This is a genomic window from Kitasatospora sp. NPDC032757 (genome assembly GCF_055579305.1).
The window spans coordinates 43,624-61,215 of sequence record NZ_JBVINN010000029.1 but is presented as its reverse complement, the minus strand read 5'-3'; the positions used below and the strand labels follow the sequence as shown (position 1 = coordinate 61,215).

Here is a 17,592-nt window from a genome sequence, read left to right as displayed (position 1 = left end):
TCAGGGAGAGCGGGCGGGCGGCGGCGGTCACGCGGGCGGGTCCAGCCGGTAGCCGACCCCGCGCACGGTGCGGATCAGCGTCGGCGCCGAGGGGACGTCCTCGACCTTGGCCCGCAGCCGCTGCACGCACGCGTCCACCAGGCGGGAGTCGCCCAGGTAGTCGTGCTCCCAGACCAGCCGCAGGAGTTGCTGCCGGGAGAGCGCCTGCCCCGGCCGGCGGCTCAGCTCCAGCAGCAGCCGCAGTTCGGTCGGGGTGAGCTGGAGGTCCTCGCCGTCCTTGGTGACGGTCATCGCCGCGCGGTCGATCACCACGCTGCCGTACGCGGAGGAGTCCGAGCTCTCCCGCTCGCCGCGGCGCAGCACGGCCCGGATCCGGGCGTCCAGGACGCGCGGCTGCACCGGCTTGACCACGTAGTCGTCCGCACCGGACTCCAGGCCGACGACCACGTCGATGTCGTCGGACCGGGCGGTGAGCAGGATGATCGGCAGCTGGTCGGTCCGGCGGATGCGGCGGCAGACCTCGAAGCCGTCGATTCCGGGCAGCATGACGTCCAGCACGATCAGGTCCGGCCGCTGCTCCTTGAAGAGCCTCAGACCGTCCTCGCCGGAGGCGGCGGTGGCCACTTTGTGGCCCTGGCGGGTGAGGGCGAGTTCGAGGCCGGTGCGGATGGCGTCGTCGTCCTCGATCAGTAGGAGGAAAGGCACGGCCTCATTCTGGCTCACCCGGGGCGCCGAATCACCCCCCGGCCCGGACCGGCCCGTCACCCGTCGGCCGTCCGGGAACCGGAATGCGTGCTACCGGCGTCCGTGACGGCAGATGGGAGTGCGGGACGAAAGGCCCGCCCCTGTGACACCCCTGTGACAGTCGGCGGACAGCGCCATCACAACCGGCGGGCAAGATTTTCCATGTCGCCGCAGGACAGCGGGCCAACCGGCCGGCTGGAAGGCGGCAACAGGAACCGCTCGTACCGACCAAGGGGGCGCACGATGAACGCCATGCTTCAGGCCCGGACCAACCCGGCTGACCGCACCGCGCGTTCCTCAGCGACCACCCACCGGACCCGGTACGAGGTCAGGACCGACGAGACCTCCGGTGCCGTGATCGTACGGGGGTGCGCACACAGCACCGGTGGAAACACTGCTGCATGCCGGGTGAGCGGCGGCGGCAGGCAGGGGGAGCTGTACGGAATCGGCCGGATGGGGAGTCCGGTCGACTCCGCCAACACCCTCACGCTGCGGGGGATCCTCCCCGTCCGCGTCGAGGGCAAGGACGCCCTGGGGGGTAACGGGGGAACCAGGGGGATCGGGGGAACCGGCCTGCGGAAGGCCGACTCGGGGGAGTCGGCCGGCCGCGAGGCCGCCGGTGCGACGCTGCTGCGGCTGAACCCCGCAGCAGCCCGCACCACCGAGGCGGGACAGGGAGACGCGCAGGGGGAGCACCCGGCCGTCGCGGAGGACCACACCAAGGAGTTCACCGCGTACGTGCGCGAGCGCCGCGCCTCCCTGTACGCCACGGCGTACCACCTCACCGGTGACCGCTACGAGGCCGAGGACCTGCTGCAGAGCGCGCTCTTCAGCACCTACCGGGCCTGGGGCCGGATCACCGACAAGGCCGCGGTCGGGGGCTACCTCCGCCGCACCATGACCAACCTGCACATCTCCGCCTGGCGGCGCCGCAAGGTCAGCGAGTACCCGACCGAGGAGCTGCCGGAGACGGCCGGCGACACCGACGCGATGGGCGGCACCGAGCTGCGCGCCGTGCTCTGGCAGGCGCTGGCCAAGCTGCCGGAGAACCAGCGGACCATGCTGGTGCTGCGGTACTACGAGGGCAAGACCGACCCGGAGATCGCCGACGTGCTCGGCATCAGCGTCGGCACGGTCAAGAGCAGCATCTGGCGCGCGCTGCGCCGGCTGCGCGACGACGAGCAGCTGAACAACTCGGGCGACACCGTCCGGGCGTTCGGCGAGCTGGTCGCGTAACGACCGTAGGCACGGAGGAACACAGAGGACTCCCGTCGGGGGACGGGTGAGGACGGTCAGGGACTGGTGGCGCCGGCTCGGGGGAGCGGCGCAGCCGGGGGAGCCCTACGGCCGTCCGGGAAGGCGACGGGCCCGGTGCGGGGGAGACGCACCGGGCCCGTCGTTCGTTCGTGTCCGCCGCGGTTCGGCAGCGGTACCGCCCTGTCCGGACCGGCGGCCCGGGCGGCGGCGGACGGCGCTCAGACCGCCGACAGCTCCCGCGAGGCCGCCGCGCGGATCCGCCGGTCCGCCTCCGGGCCGGTGCACGGGTGGGCGCCCAGGCCGACCTGGCGCCCGACGATCGACCGCTCGGCCCGCATCAGCCGCCAGCCGCGGCGCAGCAGCACCGGCAGCGACTTGCGGCCCTCGCGGACGTCCCGGCGCAGGCGGCGCCAGGCGGTGGTGAGGGCGCCGTTGCGCAGGCAGAGCGCGTCGCCCAGCACGCCCTCGGCGGCGCAGTCGGAGGTGATCTCGGCGGCGAAGATGCCCTCGGCGATGAACGCGGGGGCGCCGGCCAGGTCCAGGACCCGGGTGGAGACGCGGCCGTTGTCCGGGATCGAGTACACCGGGACGTCGGCGCGGCCGGTCTCGTGCAGGCGGCGGATGGCGGCGACGGCCTGCTCGCGGTGCCAGGCGAGCGGGGAGTCCCAGTCGACCGCGCCGTCGGGCAGCAGCGGGAGGGTGGGGTCGTCCCCGTCCTTGTAGAAGTCGTCGAGCTGGAGCACCGGCAGGCCGCTGCGCTCGGCCAGCGAGGACTTCCCCGAACCGGAGGGCCCGGACAGCAGGACCACCCGGGCGCGGGCTATCGGCACAGGGTTCAGCGGGGAGTCACTCACGAGACACCAGTCTGACGCATCCGGGCCGGATGCCGAAACCGGTCGGACCGGACCTTTTCCCGGGCTCTGTTCAGACCTCGGCCGCCGAGTCCGCCACGGCGGCCGGCGCGGTGAGCGCGGCGTGCAGCAGCGGCAGGTAGCCGCTGTCCACCTGGAGGAAGACCGGCTCCTCTGCGCCGGGCACCAGGTAGGCGGTGGCGGCCCAGTCCTGGTCGTGCCAGGTGTCGGGCTCGGGCTCGTGGAAGGTCCCGCCGGCGGGCAGTTCGAGGGCGGCGCCGCCGCGGACGGTGAAGACCACGACCGGTCCGCCCGGGGTGACCCGCAGCTTGCCGTTGACGTACCGCCCGGAGGGCCAGCCGGGCCGGTGGGACCGGGCGGAGCAGGGGATCCGGACCGTCCTGCGGGCGGCCAGCCTGCGCCGTGTCCGGGCCAGGTGCAGCCGGCGGACGAACCCGTCCGCGAACAGCGCCATCAGCTCGCCGGCGATCTCTCCCACGTGCGTCCCCCTCGGTGTGCGGTGTGATCACAGTCTGCTCGGGCGGCGGGGCGGCCGGGAGCGCCGAAAGACGGACGTGCACGGCGACGAAAGTCGACGGACCCGCGCCAGGGGGGGAGAGGCGCGGGTCCGTCCAATGACCGTCCGGGCCCTGGGGGGGAGAGGGCACTGGGGACGGCCAGCTTGTGGAGTTGTTACTCGGTGGCCGACGGGACGGTCAGATCCCCATCGGGTGCCAGACCGTCTTCGTCTCCAGGAAGGAGAGTAGCCGGTCGGTACCGGGAGCATTGGTCCAGTCCTGGGCGAACGGGTCCAGCTCCGGACGGACCACCCGCTTCAGGGTATCCGCGGCAGCGGCCTCCAGCGCGCCCGCCGCGCCGGGACCGTCGGAGGCGATCGCCCCGGTGAGGTCCAGCGCGTTGACGTCCTGGTGCGAGGCCAGGGTGGGCGCGATGTCGGCGGTGCGGCCGGAGATGATGTTGACCACGCCGCCGGGGACGTCCGAGGTGGCCAGCACCTCGCCCAGCGACAGGGCCGGCAGCGGGGCGTCGGCCGCGGCCGCGACCACCACGGTGTTGCCGGTGGCGATCGCCGGGGCGATCACCGAGACCAGGCCGAGCAGCGAGTGCCCGTAGCCGGCCTGCGGGGCGACGATCCCGACCACGCCGGTCGGCTCCGGGGTGGAGAGGTTGAAGTACGGCCCCGCGACCGGGTTGGCGCCGCCCGCGATCTGGGCGACCTTGTCCGTCCAGCCCGCGTACCAGACCCAGCGGTCGATCGCCGCGTCCACCAGGGCGGCGGCCTTCTTCGGGCCGATGCCCTCGGAGAGCGCCACCTCGGCGGCGAACTGCTCGCGCCGGCCCTGGAGCATCTCGGCGACCCGGTAGAGCACCTGGCCGCGGTTGTACGCGGTGGTGCCGGCCCAGCCCTTGACCGCCGCACGGGCGGCCAGGACGGCGTCGCGGGTGTCCTTGCGGGTGCCCAGCGGGGCGTTGGCGAGCCACTCGCCGTTGGAGTCGGTCACCTCGTACACCCGCCCGCTCTCGGAGCGCGGGAACTTCCCGCCGACGTACAGCTTGTAGGTCTTGAGGACATCAAGACGGCTCACGACATCAGACATCGAGGTAGGCCTCCAGACCGTGGCGGCCACCCTCGCGGCCGTAGCCCGACTCCTTGTAGCCGCCGAACGGCGAGGTCGGGTCGAACTTGTTGAAGGTGTTGGCCCAGACCACACCGGCCTTGAGCCGGTTCGCGGTCCACAGGATCCGCGAGCCCTTCTCCGTCCAGATGCCGGCGGAGAGGCCGTACGGGGTGTTGTTGGCCTTCTCGACCGCCTCGGCGGGGGTGCGGAAGGTCAGCACCGACAGGACCGGGCCGAAGATCTCCTCCTGGGCGATCCGGTGGGCCTGGCTGACGCCGGTGAAGATGGTCGGCTTGAACCAGAAGCCGGTGCCCGGCAGCTCGCAGGCGGGCGACCAGCGCTCGGCGCCCTCGGCCTCGCCGGCGTCGGTCAGCGCGGTGATCCGGGCCAGCTGCTCGGCGGAGTTGATGGCGCCGATGTCGGTGTTCTTGTCCAGCGGGTCGCCGACCCGCAGGGTGCCCATCCGGCGCTTCAGGGCGTCCAGCAGCTCGTCCTGGATCGACTCCTGGACCAGCAGGCGCGAGCCCGCGCAGCAGACGTGGCCCTGGTTGAAGAAGATGCCGTTGACGATGCCCTCGACCGCCTGGTCGATCGGCGCGTCGTCGAAGACGATGTTGGCGGCCTTGCCGCCGAGCTCCAGCGAGAGCTTCTTGCGGGTGCCGGCCAGCTGCTTGGCGATCGCCCGGCCGACCGGGGTGGAGCCGGTGAAGGCGACCTTGTTGACGTCCGGGTGCGCGGTGAGCGCGGCGCCGGTGCGGCCGTCACCGGTCACGATGTTGACGACGCCCTTCGGCAGGCCCGCCTGGCGGCAGATCTCGGCGAAGCGCAGCGCGGTCAGCGGGGTGGTCTCGGCCGGCTTGAGGACGACCGTGTTGCCGGTGGCCAGCGCCGGGGCGATCTTCCACGCCAGCATCAGCAGCGGGAAGTTCCACGGGATGACCTGGCCGGCCACGCCGAGCGGCTTCGGGCTGGGGCCGTAGCCGGCGAAGTCCAGCTTGTCGGCCCAGCCGGCGTAGTAGAAGAAGTGCGCGGCGACGAGCGGCAGGTCGACGTCGCGGGTCTCACGGATCGGCTTGCCGTTGTCGATCGACTCCAGCACGGCGAGCTCGCGGCTGCGCTCCTGGATGATCCGGGCGATCCGGAACAGGTACTTGGCGCGCTCGCTGCCCGGCAGCGCCGACCAGTCGGCGAAGGCCCTGCGGGCGGCGGCGACCGCGCGGTCGACGTCCTCGTCGGTGCCCTGGGCGAACTCGGCGAGCACCTGCTCGGTGGCCGGGTTGACCGTCTTCAGGGCCTCGCCGCCGGAGGAGTCGACGAACTCGCCGCCGATGAAGTGGCCGTAGGAGGTGGCGATGTCACCCGCGGCGGCGGGCGACTCGGGGGCCGGGGCGTACTCGAAGAGGCCGCCGCGCTTGGGGGCCACGGGCTCCTCGATGGTCTTCTTCTTGGCCATGGTGATCAGTCCACCGTCACGTAGTCGGGACCGGAGTACCGTCCGGTGGTGAGCTTCTGACGCTGCATCAGCAGGTCGTTGAGCAGGCTGGAGGCGCCGAAGCGGAACCAGTGCGGGGTGAGCCAGTCGTCGCCGAGGGTCTCGTTGACCATCACCAGGTACTTCATCGCGTCCTTGGTGGTCTTGATGCCGCCGGCGGGCTTCACGCCGACCTGGACGCCGGTCTGCGCCCGGAAGTCGCGGACGGCCTCCAGCATCAGCAGGGTGACCGGCGGGGTCGCGTTGACGGCGACCTTGCCGGTCGAGGTCTTGATGAAGTCGGCGCCGGCCAGCATCGCCAGCCACGACACGCGGCGCACGTTGTCGTACGTCTGCAGCTCGCCGGTCTCGAAGATCACCTTGAGGTGGGCGGCGGTGCCGTCCGGGCGCTTGCACGCCTCCTTGACGGCGACGATCTCGTTGAAGACGTCGAGGTAGCGGCCGGAGAGGAAGGCGCCCCGGTCGATCACCATGTCGATCTCGTCGGCGCCGGCCGCGACCGCGTCGGCCGTGTCGGCCAGCTTCACCGGGAGCGCGGCGCGCCCGGCGGGGAAGGCGGTGGCGACGGAGGCGACCTGGATGTCGGTGCCCTGCAGCGCGGCCTTCGCGGTGGCGACCATGTCCGGATAGACACAGATCGCGGCGACGCGGGGGGTGGTCGGGTCGGCGGGGTCGGGGGTCCGGCCCTTCGCGCAGAGCGCGCGCACCTTGCCGGCCGTGTCCGCGCCTTCGAGCGTGGTCAGGTCGATCATCGAGATGGCCAGGTCGATGGCGTTCGCCTTCGCCGTGGTCTTGATCGAGCGGGTACCGAGAGTGGCGGCACGCGCCTCCAGGCCGACCTGGTCGACGCCGGGCAGGCCGTGCAGAAAGCGGCGGAGCGAGGCCTCGGACGCCGCAACGTCCTGGAGACCGCTGCCCGCAACGCCGGGGGCATTGGCTGCAAGAGTGGACATAGTCACCAGACCAGCATATCTACGCGCGTAACATCGCGCTAGGGCGGGACCTTTTCGATGCCGGACCGAGACCTCGGCACCCCATGTACCCCGCCCGTCACCCCTGTAGATCGTGGGGGGCATGCGGCAGAATCGTCGGCATGACCGAATCCGACGGCAAGCCCCACCGGGGCTCGGCCGGCTCCGATGGGGAGCCCGTGTACGCCGACCGCGTGTACCGCTCCATTCCCGGCGTGATCTCCGGCGTGCTGTTGTTGGCCGTGGCCGGGTGGCTGATCGGGGACGCGGCGCTGAACGGGACGGGGAAGACGCCGTACGTGTCGCTGGCGGCCGTGCCGGTGTTCGCCTTCCCGGTGATCGCCTACACGCTGCGGCCGGCGGTGCTGGCCAACGACCGGCGGCTGGTGGTGCGCAATCCGCTGCGGACGATCACGGCGCCATGGGCGTCGGTGGACGCGCTGCGGGCCGGGTACTCGGTGGAGCTGCTGGCCGGCGACAAGAAGTACCAGGTGTGGGCGGTGCCGGTGTCGCTGCGGCAGCGCAAGCGGGCCAGCCGGATGGAGCAGCGCGGCGGGGCGGACCGTCACGCGTCCCGGCTGGGGGCGACCTTCGCAGGTCCGGCGCCGGCGGTGGTCGAGGGCGCGCCGGACCCGAACCGGGCCTGGTCCGACCAGGTGGTCGGGGTGCTGCAGGACATGGCCGAGCGGAACGCGTCCCGCCCGGACGCCGCCGGGCCGGTGACCGTCCGCTGGTGCTGGTGGATCATCGTGCCGACGCTGGCCGGTCTGGCCGCACTGATCACCGTGATCGCGGCCTAGGCCGAGCGCCACGGCAGAAGACGGGAAGGGGCCCGCCGGATCGGCGGGCCCCTTCGTCGTACGCGGGGTGCGTCAGGCGTCGATGCCGGCGGCCGCGGCCAGGTCGCGCTTGACCGCGGCGAGCAGCACGGCGGCGCGCTCGCGGGCGCCCGCCAGCTCGGCGGCCGAGGCGACCGGGAGGACGACCTCCAGGTAGCACTTCAGCTTGGGCTCGGTGCCGGACGGCCGGACCACGATCCGGGCCGAGCGGACGGCCTCGCCGCCCAGGTAGTAGCGCAGGCCGTCGGTGGGCGGCAGGTCGGCGGAGCCGGCGGTCAGGTCGTCCGCCTGGGTCACCTTCAGGCCGGCCAGCGCGGTCGGCGGCTGCTCGCGCAGGCGCCGCATCGCGTCGGCGATCAGGGAGAGGTCCTGGACGCGGACGGAGAGCTGGTCGGTGGCGTGCAGGCCGTGCTCCAGCGCCAGGTCGTCCAGCAGGTCGGTCAGGGTGCGTCCGGACTGCTTGAGGGTGGCGGCCAGCTCGGCGACGAGCAGGGCGGCGGTGATGCCGTCCTTGTCGCGCACGCCCTGCGGGTCCACGCAGTAGCCGAGCGCCTCCTCGTAGCCGTAGCGCAGGCCGTCGGCGCGGGCGATCCACTTGAAGCCGGTCAGCGTCTCGGCGTACCCGAGGCCGGCCGCCTCGGCGATCCGGCCGAGGAGGGTGGAGGAGACGATGGTGGTGGCGAAGGTGCCGGCGGCCTTCTTGGCGACCAGGGCCGCGCCGAGCAGCGCGCCGACGTCGTCGCCGCGGAGCATCCGCCAGGCGTTGCCGTTGCCGTTGGCCGGGACTGCCACCGCGCAGCGGTCGGCGTCCGGGTCGTTGGCGATGACGATGTCCGGGCCGACCGACGCGGCGGTCCGGAAGGCGAGGTCCATCGCCCCCGGCTCCTCCGGGTTGGGGAAGGCCACGGTCGGGAAGTCCGGGTCGGGCTCGGCCTGCTCGGCGACGACGGTGGGCGCGGGGAAGCCGGCCCGGCGGAAGGCGGCGACCAGGGTGTCGCGCCCGACGCCGTGCATCGGGGTGTAGACCACGTCGAGGTCGCGCGGGCTGTGCGGGTCCACGATCGAGACCGCGCGGGCCAGGTAGGCCTCGACGACGTCATCGCCGACCACGTCCCAGCCGTCCTCGGCGAGCGGGACCTCGGCGAGCGTGCCGATCGCGTCGATCTCGGCGGCGATCCCGGCGTCGGCCGGCGGGACGATCTGCGAGCCGTCGCCCAGGTAGACCTTGTAGCCGTTGTCCTGTGGCGGGTTGTGGCTGGCCGTGACGGTGACGCCGGCGGCCGCGCCGAGGTGGCGGACGGCGAAGGCGAGCACCGGGGTGGGCAGGGCGGCCGGCAGCAGCGCGGCACGCAGGCCGGCGCCGACCACCACGGCGGCGGTGTCGCGGGCGAAGTCGTACGACTTGTGCCGGGCGTCGTAGCCGATGACGACGAGGTCGCCGAGGTTCTGCTTCTTCACGTAGGCGACCAGGCCGGCGGCGGCCCGGATCACCACGGCGCGGTTCATCCGCATCGGGCCCGCGCCCAGTTCGCCGCGCAGGCCGGCGGTGCCGAACTGGAGGCGGCCGGAGAACCGCTCGGCCAGCTGGGACCAGGCGATCTTGCTGTCCGACTCGGCGTCCGGGCCCTCGGCCTCGGCCAGCAGCGCGGCCAGCTCCTCGCGGGTCTGCGGGTCGGGGTCCTCGGCCAGCCAGGTCCGGGCCCGGGCGAGGAGGTCGGTGGTGGGTGCCTGCGTCATGGCCAGCTCCGTTGGAAAGTTCCGCGATGTCGTGGGTGTGCGCATGCGGACGGGGCCCGCGGGCGGGTGTGATCAGCGGATCACAGCCGCCCGCGGACCCCGTCGCTCACGATTGTGAACCAGATCCGGGTCAGATCCGCTCAAGGACCTTCGCCAGCAGCGCGCCCATGCGCTCGGCGGAGGCCTTGCCGGCCTCCAGCACCTCGGCGTGGTTGAGCGGCTCGCCGGTGATGCCGGCCGCCAGGTTGGTGACCAGGGAGATGCCGAGCACCTCGGAGCCGGCCTCGCGGGCGGCGATGGCCTCCAGCGTGGTGGACATGCCGACCAGCTCGCCGCCGATCACCCGGGCCATGTTGACCTCGGCCGGGGTCTCGTAGTGCGGGCCGCGGAACTGCACGTAGACGGCCTCGTCGAGGGTGGAGTCCACCTCGCGGCAGAGGTCGCGCAGGCGCTTGGAGTAGAGGTCCGTCAGGTCGACGAAGTTGGCGCCGACGATCGGGGAGTCCGCCGTCAGGTTGATGTGGTCGCTGATCAGGACCGGCTGGCCGGGGACCCAGCCCTCGCGCAGACCGCCGCAGCCGTTGGTCAGCACGATGATGCCGCAGCCCGCCGCGGCGGCGGTGCGCACGCCGTGGACCACGGTGGCCACGCCGTGGCCCTCGTAGTAGTGGTTGCGGCCCAGGAAGATCAGGGCGCGCTTGTCGCCGATCTTCACCGAGCGGATCGTGCCGGCGTGGCCGGCCACGGCGGGGGCGGGGAAGCCCGGCAGGTCGGTGACCGGGAACTCCGCCACGGTCTCGCCCAGGGCGTCGGCGGCCGGCACCCAGCCGGAGCCCATCACCAGGGCGACGTCGTGGCGCTCGGCACCGGTCAGCTCGCGCAGGCGCGCGGCGGCGGCCTGGGCGGCGGCGTAGGGGTCGGCGGAGACGACCGACTGAGGAGATGCGTTCACACGTCCGAGGATAGACGGGAAACGACTACGCGCGTAGAAAATCGCGGCCCGACGTGCCGGATCGTTACCCGGATGGCGTGAAAGTACAGCTCGCAGGCCCCTTTTCGCCCGCTCGGACGGGAGCAACCTACAGCCGTTTGGCGCTCCGCAGCCCCTTGGCGTACATGCCGTTGTCGTCCAGCCGCGCGGTGCCGCCCTTGTCGCCGAAGGTCGGGCCGTTGGCCTCCTCCCGGCTGGAGACGTAGCGGGGGTGGCCGTCGGTGTCCAGGCCGAGGTAGATGCCGGTGTGGTCGAGCCGGGCGCCGGTGCGTGCGTCGATCTCGAAGAAGACCAGGTCACCGGGTTGCAGCGGGTCGATCGAGGCGGGTCGCAGGGTGGCATCCGAACCGGGGGCGGTGGTCAGCGGCAGCACCGGCACGCCGGGGGCGAGCCGGGCCAGGCCGTTTGCTGTGCGCTGCAGGCCGGCGCCGGCCACGTCCTTGCTGAGCAGTGGGTAGCCGGATCGGTAGCCGTAGACCATCCGGACGAAGCCGGAGCAGTCGAAGGAGCCGTAGCGGGTCTTGTCCGGCTGCTTGGTGACCTTGTCGGCGAAGGTGTACGCGGTGCCGAGGTAGTCGAGGAAGTCGGTCTGCTCCAGCCGCAGGTCGTTGCCGGCCGAGCCGTTCGGGTTGAGCGGGCCGAACGAGGCGTCGCCCTTGATCCGCACGCCCTTGGCGTCCTTGCCCTCGGGTGCGCCGGCCAGGTACTGGGTGGCGATCGCCAGCACGTCGTCCGCCGTGGAGCCCAGCGACTGCTGGAACCAGGTGCGGAACCAGCCCTCGTTCTCCGCGCCGGCCTTCCAGGCCTGCGGCATCAGCCGGACCCAGCTGTCGCTGACCAGCGTGGCCGTGGTGGTTCCGGGCTCGGTGAAGGTGCGGCTCGGGCCGGCCAGGACGGCGGTGCGGGCACCGTCGGTCAGGGTGGCGACCACGCCGCCGCGGGCGTCACGGACCACCGTGCGGTCAGGGCCGGCCAGCCGCTCGTACCGGTAGCCGGCGCCGGCCGCGGCGGTGCCCCGGGCGGCGGCCGGGCTCGGCGCGACGGCGGCGGCGATCAGCGGCGCGGTGCCGCCGACCGAGCCGGGCTGCCCGCCGCGGTCCCGCAACTGGACGGTGAGGTACCCGCTGGCGGCCAGCAGGGTGACGGCGAGGCCGCCGCTGAGCAGGGACTTCCGGGTGACGGGCATGGGGCTGCTTTCCAGTGGGCGGGATCAGGTACCGGGGAGGGCGCCGAGCAGCACACCGGCGGTGAGCACGACGTAGTTGGCGAGCGTCACCGTGCTGGTGGCCATCAGGGTGGCGGCCCGCGGCTGGCGGACCAGCTGGTACGCGATCAGGCCGGGGACGATGAAGCCGAGCGTCTGGTTGGCGTACAGGGTCGGCAGCTCGCGCTGGAGGACCAGCATCACGGTGGCCTGGAGCAGGACGCCGGTCAGCACCACGGCGGCGAACAGCCGCTTGCCGTAGAGGATCACCAGCTTCTGGACGATCCGGGTGGCGAGGTAGGTCAGCACCGTCACGCCGATCACGATCGCCACCCGCTGGACGTCCTCGACCAGGGTGAGGGCCAGCCAGCCGGGGGTGATCATGCCGCCGGGGGAGAGGTTGGTGGTCAGGTAGCAGACGAGTGAGAAGACCAGGCCGAGCGCGATGCCGATGGCGGCGATCTCGGGGGTGAGCTCGGTGGGGATCACTGCTGGTCTCCGTACGGGAAGGGCTGGCGCGGGCGGGCTGGGGCCGGGTCGAACCAGGAGTCGGGCAGCGGCTCGGGGACGTACACGGCCTGGACGTACGGCGGTTGCGGGTAGGAGGGTTCCGCGTACGCCGGCCCGGTGTACGCGGGCTCCGGGCGGTGCGCGGGCCCGGGGTCGTCGTACGGCCGGTGGGTGGGCTCCTCGTCCGGCTCCTCGTACCGGGGGGCGTCCGGCTCCTCGTCCGGGGCCAGCCGGGCCAGCTCCTCCAGGAACAGCTCGCCCTGGCCGTGGATGTTGCCGATCGCCACCAGGGAGGAGTCCGGCCCGAGCCCGGCCAGCAGCTCCGTGGTGAGCGCCGCCGGGTCGCGCCGGTCACCGCCGAGGTCGACCACCCGCCCCGGCCAGCCGGCCGGGATGCCGTCCCGGGCGCTCTTGGTGGGGTGGCCGATCAGGAAGACGGTGTCCGGGTCGAGGTCCGGCACGATCTGGCCCATCTGGCCGTTGCGCTCGACGCGGTCCGGGCGGCAGTTGATCACCACGTTCAGCGGGCGGTGGATCGCGCCGAGGTCCGCCAGCTGGCGGACGTTCATCAGGGTGGACTCGGGGTCGTTGGCCGCGAAGACGTTGGCGAACCGCAGCGCCTTGCCGTCCTCGGTGCGGTAGCGCTCGACCGAGAGGACGCCCGGGTCCGGCGGTGCCTGCCACATGCCCTGCAGCGCCGTCTGCCGCTCCACACCGAGGAGTTCGGCGACGGCGAGGGCGATGGCCACGTTCTCCTTGAAGGTGAACCAGCTGAAGCCGCGCAGCTCCTCGTCGGTGACCGACTCCGGATCGACCACGATCAGCTCGCAGTTCCGCCTGGCCGCCTCCTCGCGCAGGATGTGCGCGCGCTCCTGCTCGGCGGTGACGCAGACGCCGCCGACCGGCATCGAGCGGGAGAGCGAGCGGGCGACGTCGTCCAGGGTCGGGCCCATCTCGGCGAGGTGGTCCTCGCGGACGTTGCAGAGCACGCCGATGGTGGAGCGGATCAGCTTGGTCTGGTTGACCTCCTGGAGCGCCGGCATCACCGCCATGCACTCGATCACCAGGGCGTCCGGGCGGTAGGTGGCGGCGCGGCGGACGATGCCGATCTGCTCCACCACGTTGGCGATGCCGAACTTGCGGTAGACCGGCTCCTCGGTCGCGTCGGGGTGGATGAACCGGGCCGCGGTGCCGGTGGTCTTGGCGACGGTGACCAGGCCGCCGCCGCGCAGCGCGCCCGCGCAGAGCCGGGTGATCGAGCTCTTGCCGCGGATGCCGTTGACCAGCACCCGGGCGGGGATCTGCTCCAGCGCGGCGAAGTGCCGGCGCTGCTCGACGATCCCCGCCACCAGCAGGACGGCGCAGCACACCAGCAGCACGAGGTAGAGGAAGAGCACTTCGGGCGGTCCTTCTCAGCGGGTGGCGGTGGGCGCGGCGGCGGGTGTGCCGCGGGCGGGCCGGGGCCTGGCGGCGGCCCCGAGGTCCTGGCGGATCAGCTCCAGGCTGCGGGCGACGGCGCCGACCTCGTCGTGGTGGACGGGGTAGAGCACGGTGCGGCGGTCCCCGGCGGCCAGCGCCTCGGCGCTCGCGGCGAGCCGGCGCAGCGGCAGGCCGACGGCGATGAAGAGCCAGCCGAGGCAGAGCGTGGCGGCGGCCAGGCCGAGCATGCCGGCCAGGACGGCGCGCCGGTCGGCCCGGTTCTGGTCGAGGTGCAGCCAGGCCACCGGCTGGGCGGTGACCACCGACCAGCCGAGCTTGGCGACGGTGCCGTTGCCGCCGAGCGGGGCGGCGGAGACCAGGGACGGGTCGCCGCCGGTCCGGAGCACGTCGGCGGCGGCGTCCTTCCCGGCGGTCTCCAGGACGGCCTTGGCCCGGCCCTCGGGCAGATCGCCGAAGGAGCTGTAGCCCTCGTTGGCGGCGAGGACGCGCCGGCGGTCGTCGACCAGCCAGACCCGGCCGAGGCCGGGGCGGGTGAGCAGGGCGCTCAGGAAGTCGGTCTTGAACTCGCCGACCACCACCGGGCCCCTGCCCGTCCCGGTGTCGTCCCCGTCGGGTCCGGCGGGGGCGGCGGTGAGTGCCGCGCGGGCGGCGATCCGCGGCTCCTTGCCGGACGTGTTGAGCAGCAGGACGCCGTTCGGGCCGAGCGCGTCAGGCCCGGTGCGGTGCGGCGCCTCGCCGGCCTGGGCGAGCAGCTCGCCGCCGGCGCCGAGGACGTAGAGCGAGCGGTACCGGTCGTGCTCGGTGAGCGTGGCGCGGAGCAGGGTCGTGGCCTGGCCGACGGAGGCGTCGGCGAGTGCGGGGGCGAGCGAGCGCAGGTCGGCGTAGCCCTCGTTGAGCGCCTGGCGGACCCGGTCGGCGGCGGTGTCGGTGCGGTCCCGCTGGCCGGCCACCACCTGGGTGGGGACGCGGACCTCGGTGTCGGCGCCGCCGAGCAGGAGCAGCGGGCCGGACCAGCCGAGGATGACGACGGCGCACAGGGCGAGCGGCAGCGCGATGCCGGGGCGGCGGCGCTTCACCACCGGGGGGCCGGCCGGCGGGCGGGCCGGGTCGAGCAGCTGGAGCCGCAGCTCCTCCAGGGCGCGGTTGATCCGGCCGGCCTCGCCGCGCCGGGGCCCGCGGACCGGCTGGTCCAGCTCGCCGCGGGTCAGCCGGCGGGCTTCCAGGAACAGCCGGAGCAGCGGGCGTTGGAGGGTGCGGGCCAGGAACCAGGCCAGCAGCAGGGCGACCAGCAGCAGCGCGCCGGCCGCGGCCAGGCCGAGGGCGGGGTGGCGCAGGCTGCCGGGCCTGCCGTCGACGGTGCTGGTGGAGACCACGGTGAGGCCGAGCGGGGAGGCCGGGTCGTGCCCGTCGGCGGTGGCGACGGCCGCGTAGCCGGCCACCCGGCGGACGCCCTTGTCGTCGGGGCTGCCGGCCAGGCTGCCGGAGGCGCTCTCGCCGGGCACGGGGCGGGCGAGGGAGGCGTGCTCCCGGGCGGTGGCGACGAGCCGCTTGTCGGGCTCGGCGAGCGGGGCGCCGGTGGAGTCCAGGACGGCGCCGGTGGCGTCGAGGACCTGGATGGTCTGCTCCTTGCGGGTGGCGATGCCGGGCAGCCGCAGGTTGTCGGAGGCGACCAGCAGGGCGCGGCCGTCCGTCTTGGTGGTGACCAGGGCGAAGGTCAGCAGCCGGGTGCCGGCGGTGGAGGGCACCAGCAGCGGCGCGGGCGCGGTGTCGGTGACCTTGGCGAGGTCGAGGCCGGCCAGCGGGACGGTCTCGCCGCGGGCGGCGAGCAGCCGGCCGGTGCCGGGCCGGACGATCACGGTGCCGCGCCACTTCTGGTACGCCTGGCCGAGCGCGGTCAGGACGGCGGCGGGCTCGGCGGGTGCGCTGTCGTAGCGGGCGGCGGCGCGGCGCAGGTCGGTGGCGCTCTCGTGGAGTCCGGCGCGGAGCGAGGCGGCGGTGTCCTCGGCGGCGAACTGGTGGGACTCGCGGACGGCCTGCGGGGTGTCGTCCACGCGGAGGCCGCCGACGGCCAGCGCGGTGATCGCGGCGACGGCCAGCAGCAGGATCAGCAGCAGGGCGATCGGCGGGCGGATGCCTCCGAGCAGCGGCATGTCGGCCCGGCGGCGATAGCGGTGCTGTCGCGGCGGGTTGCTTGCCGTGCTCACGGGGGGCCTCGTCATCGGTTCGGGGGCGGCGGCGCGCCCGCCTCCCCCGTGGAGCTTCGCCGCGACCTGTGGTCAAGCCCTGGTCAAAACCTGACGAGCTTACGAGTCGGTTCACCGAATGCTGTCACGTTTCCATATCGAACCAGAGAAGCTTCGGTGTCTGTTGGTTTGGATCATGGAAAGAGAGGCAATCAAGGTAGGTTCTCGCCCCATGGAGACTCTGCCTGTGAAGAGCACGGGTTCCCGGCGCTCGGTGGTGCTGCCGGTCGCGATGCTGCTGGTGCTGGCGGCGCTGGCCGTCGGGCTGACCGTCGCGGCCCGCGGCCCGGCCGGCCGGACGACGGCGGCGGCCCCGGCCGGGCCGGCGGCCCCGAGCGGCCCGCAGCCGGTGGACCTGGCGGCCCGGGTGGACGCGTACAGCGCGGGCTTCGCCCCCGACACCCCGTACACGGTGCCGGACGCGGTCCAGCGCAGGGCCGTCGCCGACGGGGTGCTGGCGGCGCTCGACGGGCGGCCCGAGCAGGCGGGCCGCGCGCTGGCACCGGTCGGCTACCGGCTGAACGAGTTCACCGAGGCGGGCAGCGGGCGCCAGGTGGCCGAGATCGCCGAGGACACGGCGGGGACGGCGGACGGGCGCGGCTGGGGCCGGGTCTACCTGGACCTCTCGGCGAAGGACTACTGGACGGTCCAGGTGCCGCACCCCGTCTCCGACAGCCGTACCGAACGGCTCGGGGTGGACCTCTTCCGGGCCGCGCCGGGCGCGGTGCTGGTACTCGCCGGGGCGCACCGCAGGGCGGGCGCGGACGGCTCCTCCGACCCGGCGCACCGCAGCGACACGGTGTTCGCCGCCGTGATCGAGGCGCTCACCGCGCGCGGGCTGCCCGGCATCCAGGTGCACGGCTTCGACGAGGGGAGCCTGCCCGGGCAGGACGCGGTCGTCTCCGGCGGCACCGGACAGGCCGGGCCGGCCGCCGAGCTGACGGCCGGCGGGCTCGGGCAGGCCGGGTTCGCGGTCTGCCGGGCGTGGCGGGAGAAGTGCGGGCAGCTGGAGGGCACCACCAACGTTGAGGGCCGGTTCGCGGCCGGCCTCGCGGTGCCGTGGCTGCACGTCGAGCTGGCCAACGCGCTGCGCACCGAGGCGGCCCGGCGGGCCGCGGTGGTGAGGGCGCTGGCCGCCACGGCCGTCGCCTGGCGCAGCCCGGCCACGCCCTGACGGGGCCCGGCAGGACCTAGCAGGGGCGGCGGCGCAGGTCCAGGACGTAGTCGTGCGGAGCGCCGGCGCTCTCCGCGGCGTCGGCGATCAGCCCGAGGTAGCGGGCGGCGGGAAGGCCGCCCTCGTAGTCGTTGAGCACGTAGGTCCAGACCGGGATGTCGCCGTCCAGGGTGTGCGCGCGCAGCTTGATCTTGCGGTAGATGCCGAGCTGGACGCCCTCCCAGCGGTCGAGGCCCTCCTCGTCCATCGGCGCGACGTCGTACAGCGAGACGAAGACCTGGTCCTTCTCGTCCTCGACCACGGTGGCCAGCGAGCCCTCCCAGCCGAGCTGTTCACCACCGAAGGTGAGCCGCCAGCCGTCCAGCCACCCGGTACCGCGCAGTGGGGAGTGCGGTGCGCGGCGGGTCATCTGCCGGGCATCGAGGTTGGTGGCATACGCGGCGTAAAGGGGCATGGGGGGAAGCCTACGTTCACGGGGCGATTGCACAGAAGCCCCGAC

General features: G+C 73.6%; 16 protein-coding genes. 3 read left to right on the top strand and 13 right to left on the bottom strand.

The window, feature by feature from the left end; genetic code table 11:
- Nucleotides 1-27: 27 nt before the first annotated feature.
- On the bottom strand, nucleotides 28-705 hold the full coding sequence (locus tag ACZ5WK_RS27275) for a response regulator transcription factor (protein WP_148644494.1): 678 nt from the start codon (nucleotides 703-705) through the stop codon (nucleotides 28-30).
- Between the two features lie 492 nt (nucleotides 706-1,197).
- Here ACZ5WK_RS27275 and ACZ5WK_RS27270 point away from each other — a divergent pair, with 492 nt between their 5' ends.
- Entirely contained in the window at nucleotides 1,198-1,980 is a 783-nt protein-coding gene (locus ACZ5WK_RS27270) for a SigE family RNA polymerase sigma factor (protein WP_465551015.1), read from the top strand.
- Between the two features lie 239 nt (nucleotides 1,981-2,219).
- On the opposite strand, the gene ACZ5WK_RS27265 is transcribed toward ACZ5WK_RS27270, so the two are convergent.
- From ACZ5WK_RS27265 to deoC, 5 genes are all read right to left on the bottom strand, one after another.
- The gene (locus ACZ5WK_RS27265; protein ID WP_396321360.1) at nucleotides 2,220-2,855 is read right to left on the bottom strand and encodes an ATP-binding protein; all 636 of its coding nucleotides are present in this window, start codon (nucleotides 2,853-2,855) and stop codon (nucleotides 2,220-2,222) included.
- 70 nt (nucleotides 2,856-2,925) lie between these two features.
- Entirely contained in the window at nucleotides 2,926-3,351 is a 426-nt protein-coding gene (locus ACZ5WK_RS27260; protein ID WP_465551013.1) for a hypothetical protein, read from the bottom strand.
- Between the two features lie 217 nt (nucleotides 3,352-3,568).
- Nucleotides 3,569-4,471, bottom strand: coding sequence for an aldehyde dehydrogenase family protein (locus ACZ5WK_RS27255; protein ID WP_396321358.1), 903 nt, complete (start codon nucleotides 4,469-4,471; stop codon nucleotides 3,569-3,571).
- Nucleotides 4,464-5,945: an aldehyde dehydrogenase family protein gene (locus ACZ5WK_RS27250; RefSeq protein WP_465551011.1), complete on the bottom strand. Its 1,482-nt coding sequence runs from the start codon at nucleotides 5,943-5,945 to the stop codon at nucleotides 4,464-4,466. The genes ACZ5WK_RS27255 and ACZ5WK_RS27250 overlap by 8 nt, the downstream gene beginning before the upstream one ends.
- 5 nt (nucleotides 5,946-5,950) lie before the next feature.
- Nucleotides 5,951-6,937, bottom strand: a complete 987-nt coding sequence (gene deoC / locus ACZ5WK_RS27245) for a deoxyribose-phosphate aldolase (protein ID WP_465551009.1) — start codon at nucleotides 6,935-6,937, stop codon at nucleotides 5,951-5,953.
- Between the two features lie 140 nt (nucleotides 6,938-7,077).
- Here deoC and ACZ5WK_RS27240 point away from each other — a divergent pair, with 140 nt between their 5' ends.
- The gene (locus tag ACZ5WK_RS27240; protein ID WP_465551007.1) at nucleotides 7,078-7,755 is read left to right on the top strand and encodes a PH domain-containing protein; all 678 of its coding nucleotides are present in this window, start codon (nucleotides 7,078-7,080) and stop codon (nucleotides 7,753-7,755) included.
- Nucleotides 7,756-7,827: 72 nt separating this feature from the next.
- Here ACZ5WK_RS27240 and ACZ5WK_RS27235 read toward each other — a convergent pair whose 3' ends face one another.
- The 6 genes from ACZ5WK_RS27235 to ACZ5WK_RS27210 form a co-directional block, all read right to left on the bottom strand.
- Nucleotides 7,828-9,531 (bottom strand): phospho-sugar mutase, encoded by a 1,704-nt coding sequence (locus ACZ5WK_RS27235; protein ID WP_465551005.1) that lies wholly within the window; start codon nucleotides 9,529-9,531, stop codon nucleotides 7,828-7,830.
- Between the two features lie 130 nt (nucleotides 9,532-9,661).
- On the bottom strand, nucleotides 9,662-10,483 hold the full coding sequence (locus ACZ5WK_RS27230) for a purine-nucleoside phosphorylase (protein WP_396321353.1): 822 nt from the start codon (nucleotides 10,481-10,483) through the stop codon (nucleotides 9,662-9,664).
- Between the two features lie 127 nt (nucleotides 10,484-10,610).
- Nucleotides 10,611-11,708 (bottom strand): NlpC/P60 family protein, encoded by a 1,098-nt coding sequence (locus ACZ5WK_RS27225; RefSeq protein WP_465551003.1) that lies wholly within the window; start codon nucleotides 11,706-11,708, stop codon nucleotides 10,611-10,613.
- A gap of 24 nt (nucleotides 11,709-11,732) precedes the next feature.
- Nucleotides 11,733-12,215 (bottom strand): poly-gamma-glutamate biosynthesis protein PgsC/CapC, encoded by a 483-nt coding sequence (locus ACZ5WK_RS27220; protein ID WP_465551001.1) that lies wholly within the window; start codon nucleotides 12,213-12,215, stop codon nucleotides 11,733-11,735.
- Nucleotides 12,212-13,633: a poly-gamma-glutamate synthase PgsB gene (gene pgsB / locus ACZ5WK_RS27215; protein ID WP_465550999.1), complete on the bottom strand. Its 1,422-nt coding sequence runs from the start codon at nucleotides 13,631-13,633 to the stop codon at nucleotides 12,212-12,214. Before pgsB ends, ACZ5WK_RS27220 begins: the two co-directional genes overlap by 4 nt.
- 15 nt (nucleotides 13,634-13,648) lie before the next feature.
- Entirely contained in the window at nucleotides 13,649-15,880 is a 2,232-nt protein-coding gene (locus ACZ5WK_RS27210; RefSeq protein ID WP_465550997.1) for a HAMP domain-containing protein, read from the bottom strand.
- Between the two features lie 211 nt (nucleotides 15,881-16,091).
- On the opposite strand from ACZ5WK_RS27210, the gene ACZ5WK_RS27205 reads away from it, so the two are divergent.
- On the top strand, nucleotides 16,092-17,093 hold the full coding sequence (locus ACZ5WK_RS27205) for a hypothetical protein (protein ID WP_465550995.1): 1,002 nt from the start codon (nucleotides 16,092-16,094) through the stop codon (nucleotides 17,091-17,093).
- Nucleotides 17,094-17,109: 16 nt separating this feature from the next.
- On the opposite strand, the gene ACZ5WK_RS27200 is transcribed toward ACZ5WK_RS27205, so the two are convergent.
- Nucleotides 17,110-17,547, bottom strand: coding sequence for a gamma-glutamylcyclotransferase family protein (locus tag ACZ5WK_RS27200; RefSeq protein WP_396321347.1), 438 nt, complete (start codon nucleotides 17,545-17,547; stop codon nucleotides 17,110-17,112).
- Nucleotides 17,548-17,592 lie beyond the last annotated feature (45 nt).

Excerpts from the sequence above, each read along its gene's own strand:
- ACZ5WK_RS27225 (WP_465551003.1), bottom strand. The coding sequence starts at position 11,708 with ATGCCCGTCACCCGGAAGTCCCTGCTCAGCGGCGGCCTCGCCGTCACC.
- ACZ5WK_RS27250 (WP_465551011.1), bottom strand. The coding sequence starts at position 5,945 with ATGGCCAAGAAGAAGACCATCGAGGAGCCCGTGGCCCCCAAGCGCGGC.
- ACZ5WK_RS27240 (WP_465551007.1), top strand. The coding sequence starts at position 7,078 with ATGACCGAATCCGACGGCAAGCCCCACCGGGGCTCGGCCGGCTCCGAT.
- ACZ5WK_RS27205 (WP_465550995.1), top strand. The coding sequence starts at position 16,092 with ATGGAGACTCTGCCTGTGAAGAGCACGGGTTCCCGGCGCTCGGTGGTG.
- ACZ5WK_RS27235 (WP_465551005.1), bottom strand. The coding sequence starts at position 9,531 with ATGACGCAGGCACCCACCACCGACCTCCTCGCCCGGGCCCGGACCTGG.
- ACZ5WK_RS27255 (WP_396321358.1), bottom strand. The coding sequence starts at position 4,471 with ATGTCTGATGTCGTGAGCCGTCTTGATGTCCTCAAGACCTACAAGCTG.
- deoC (WP_465551009.1), bottom strand. The coding sequence starts at position 6,937 with ATGTCCACTCTTGCAGCCAATGCCCCCGGCGTTGCGGGCAGCGGTCTC.
- ACZ5WK_RS27200 (WP_396321347.1), bottom strand. The coding sequence starts at position 17,547 with ATGCCCCTTTACGCCGCGTATGCCACCAACCTCGATGCCCGGCAGATG.
- ACZ5WK_RS27270 (WP_465551015.1), top strand. The coding sequence starts at position 1,198 with ATGGGGAGTCCGGTCGACTCCGCCAACACCCTCACGCTGCGGGGGATC.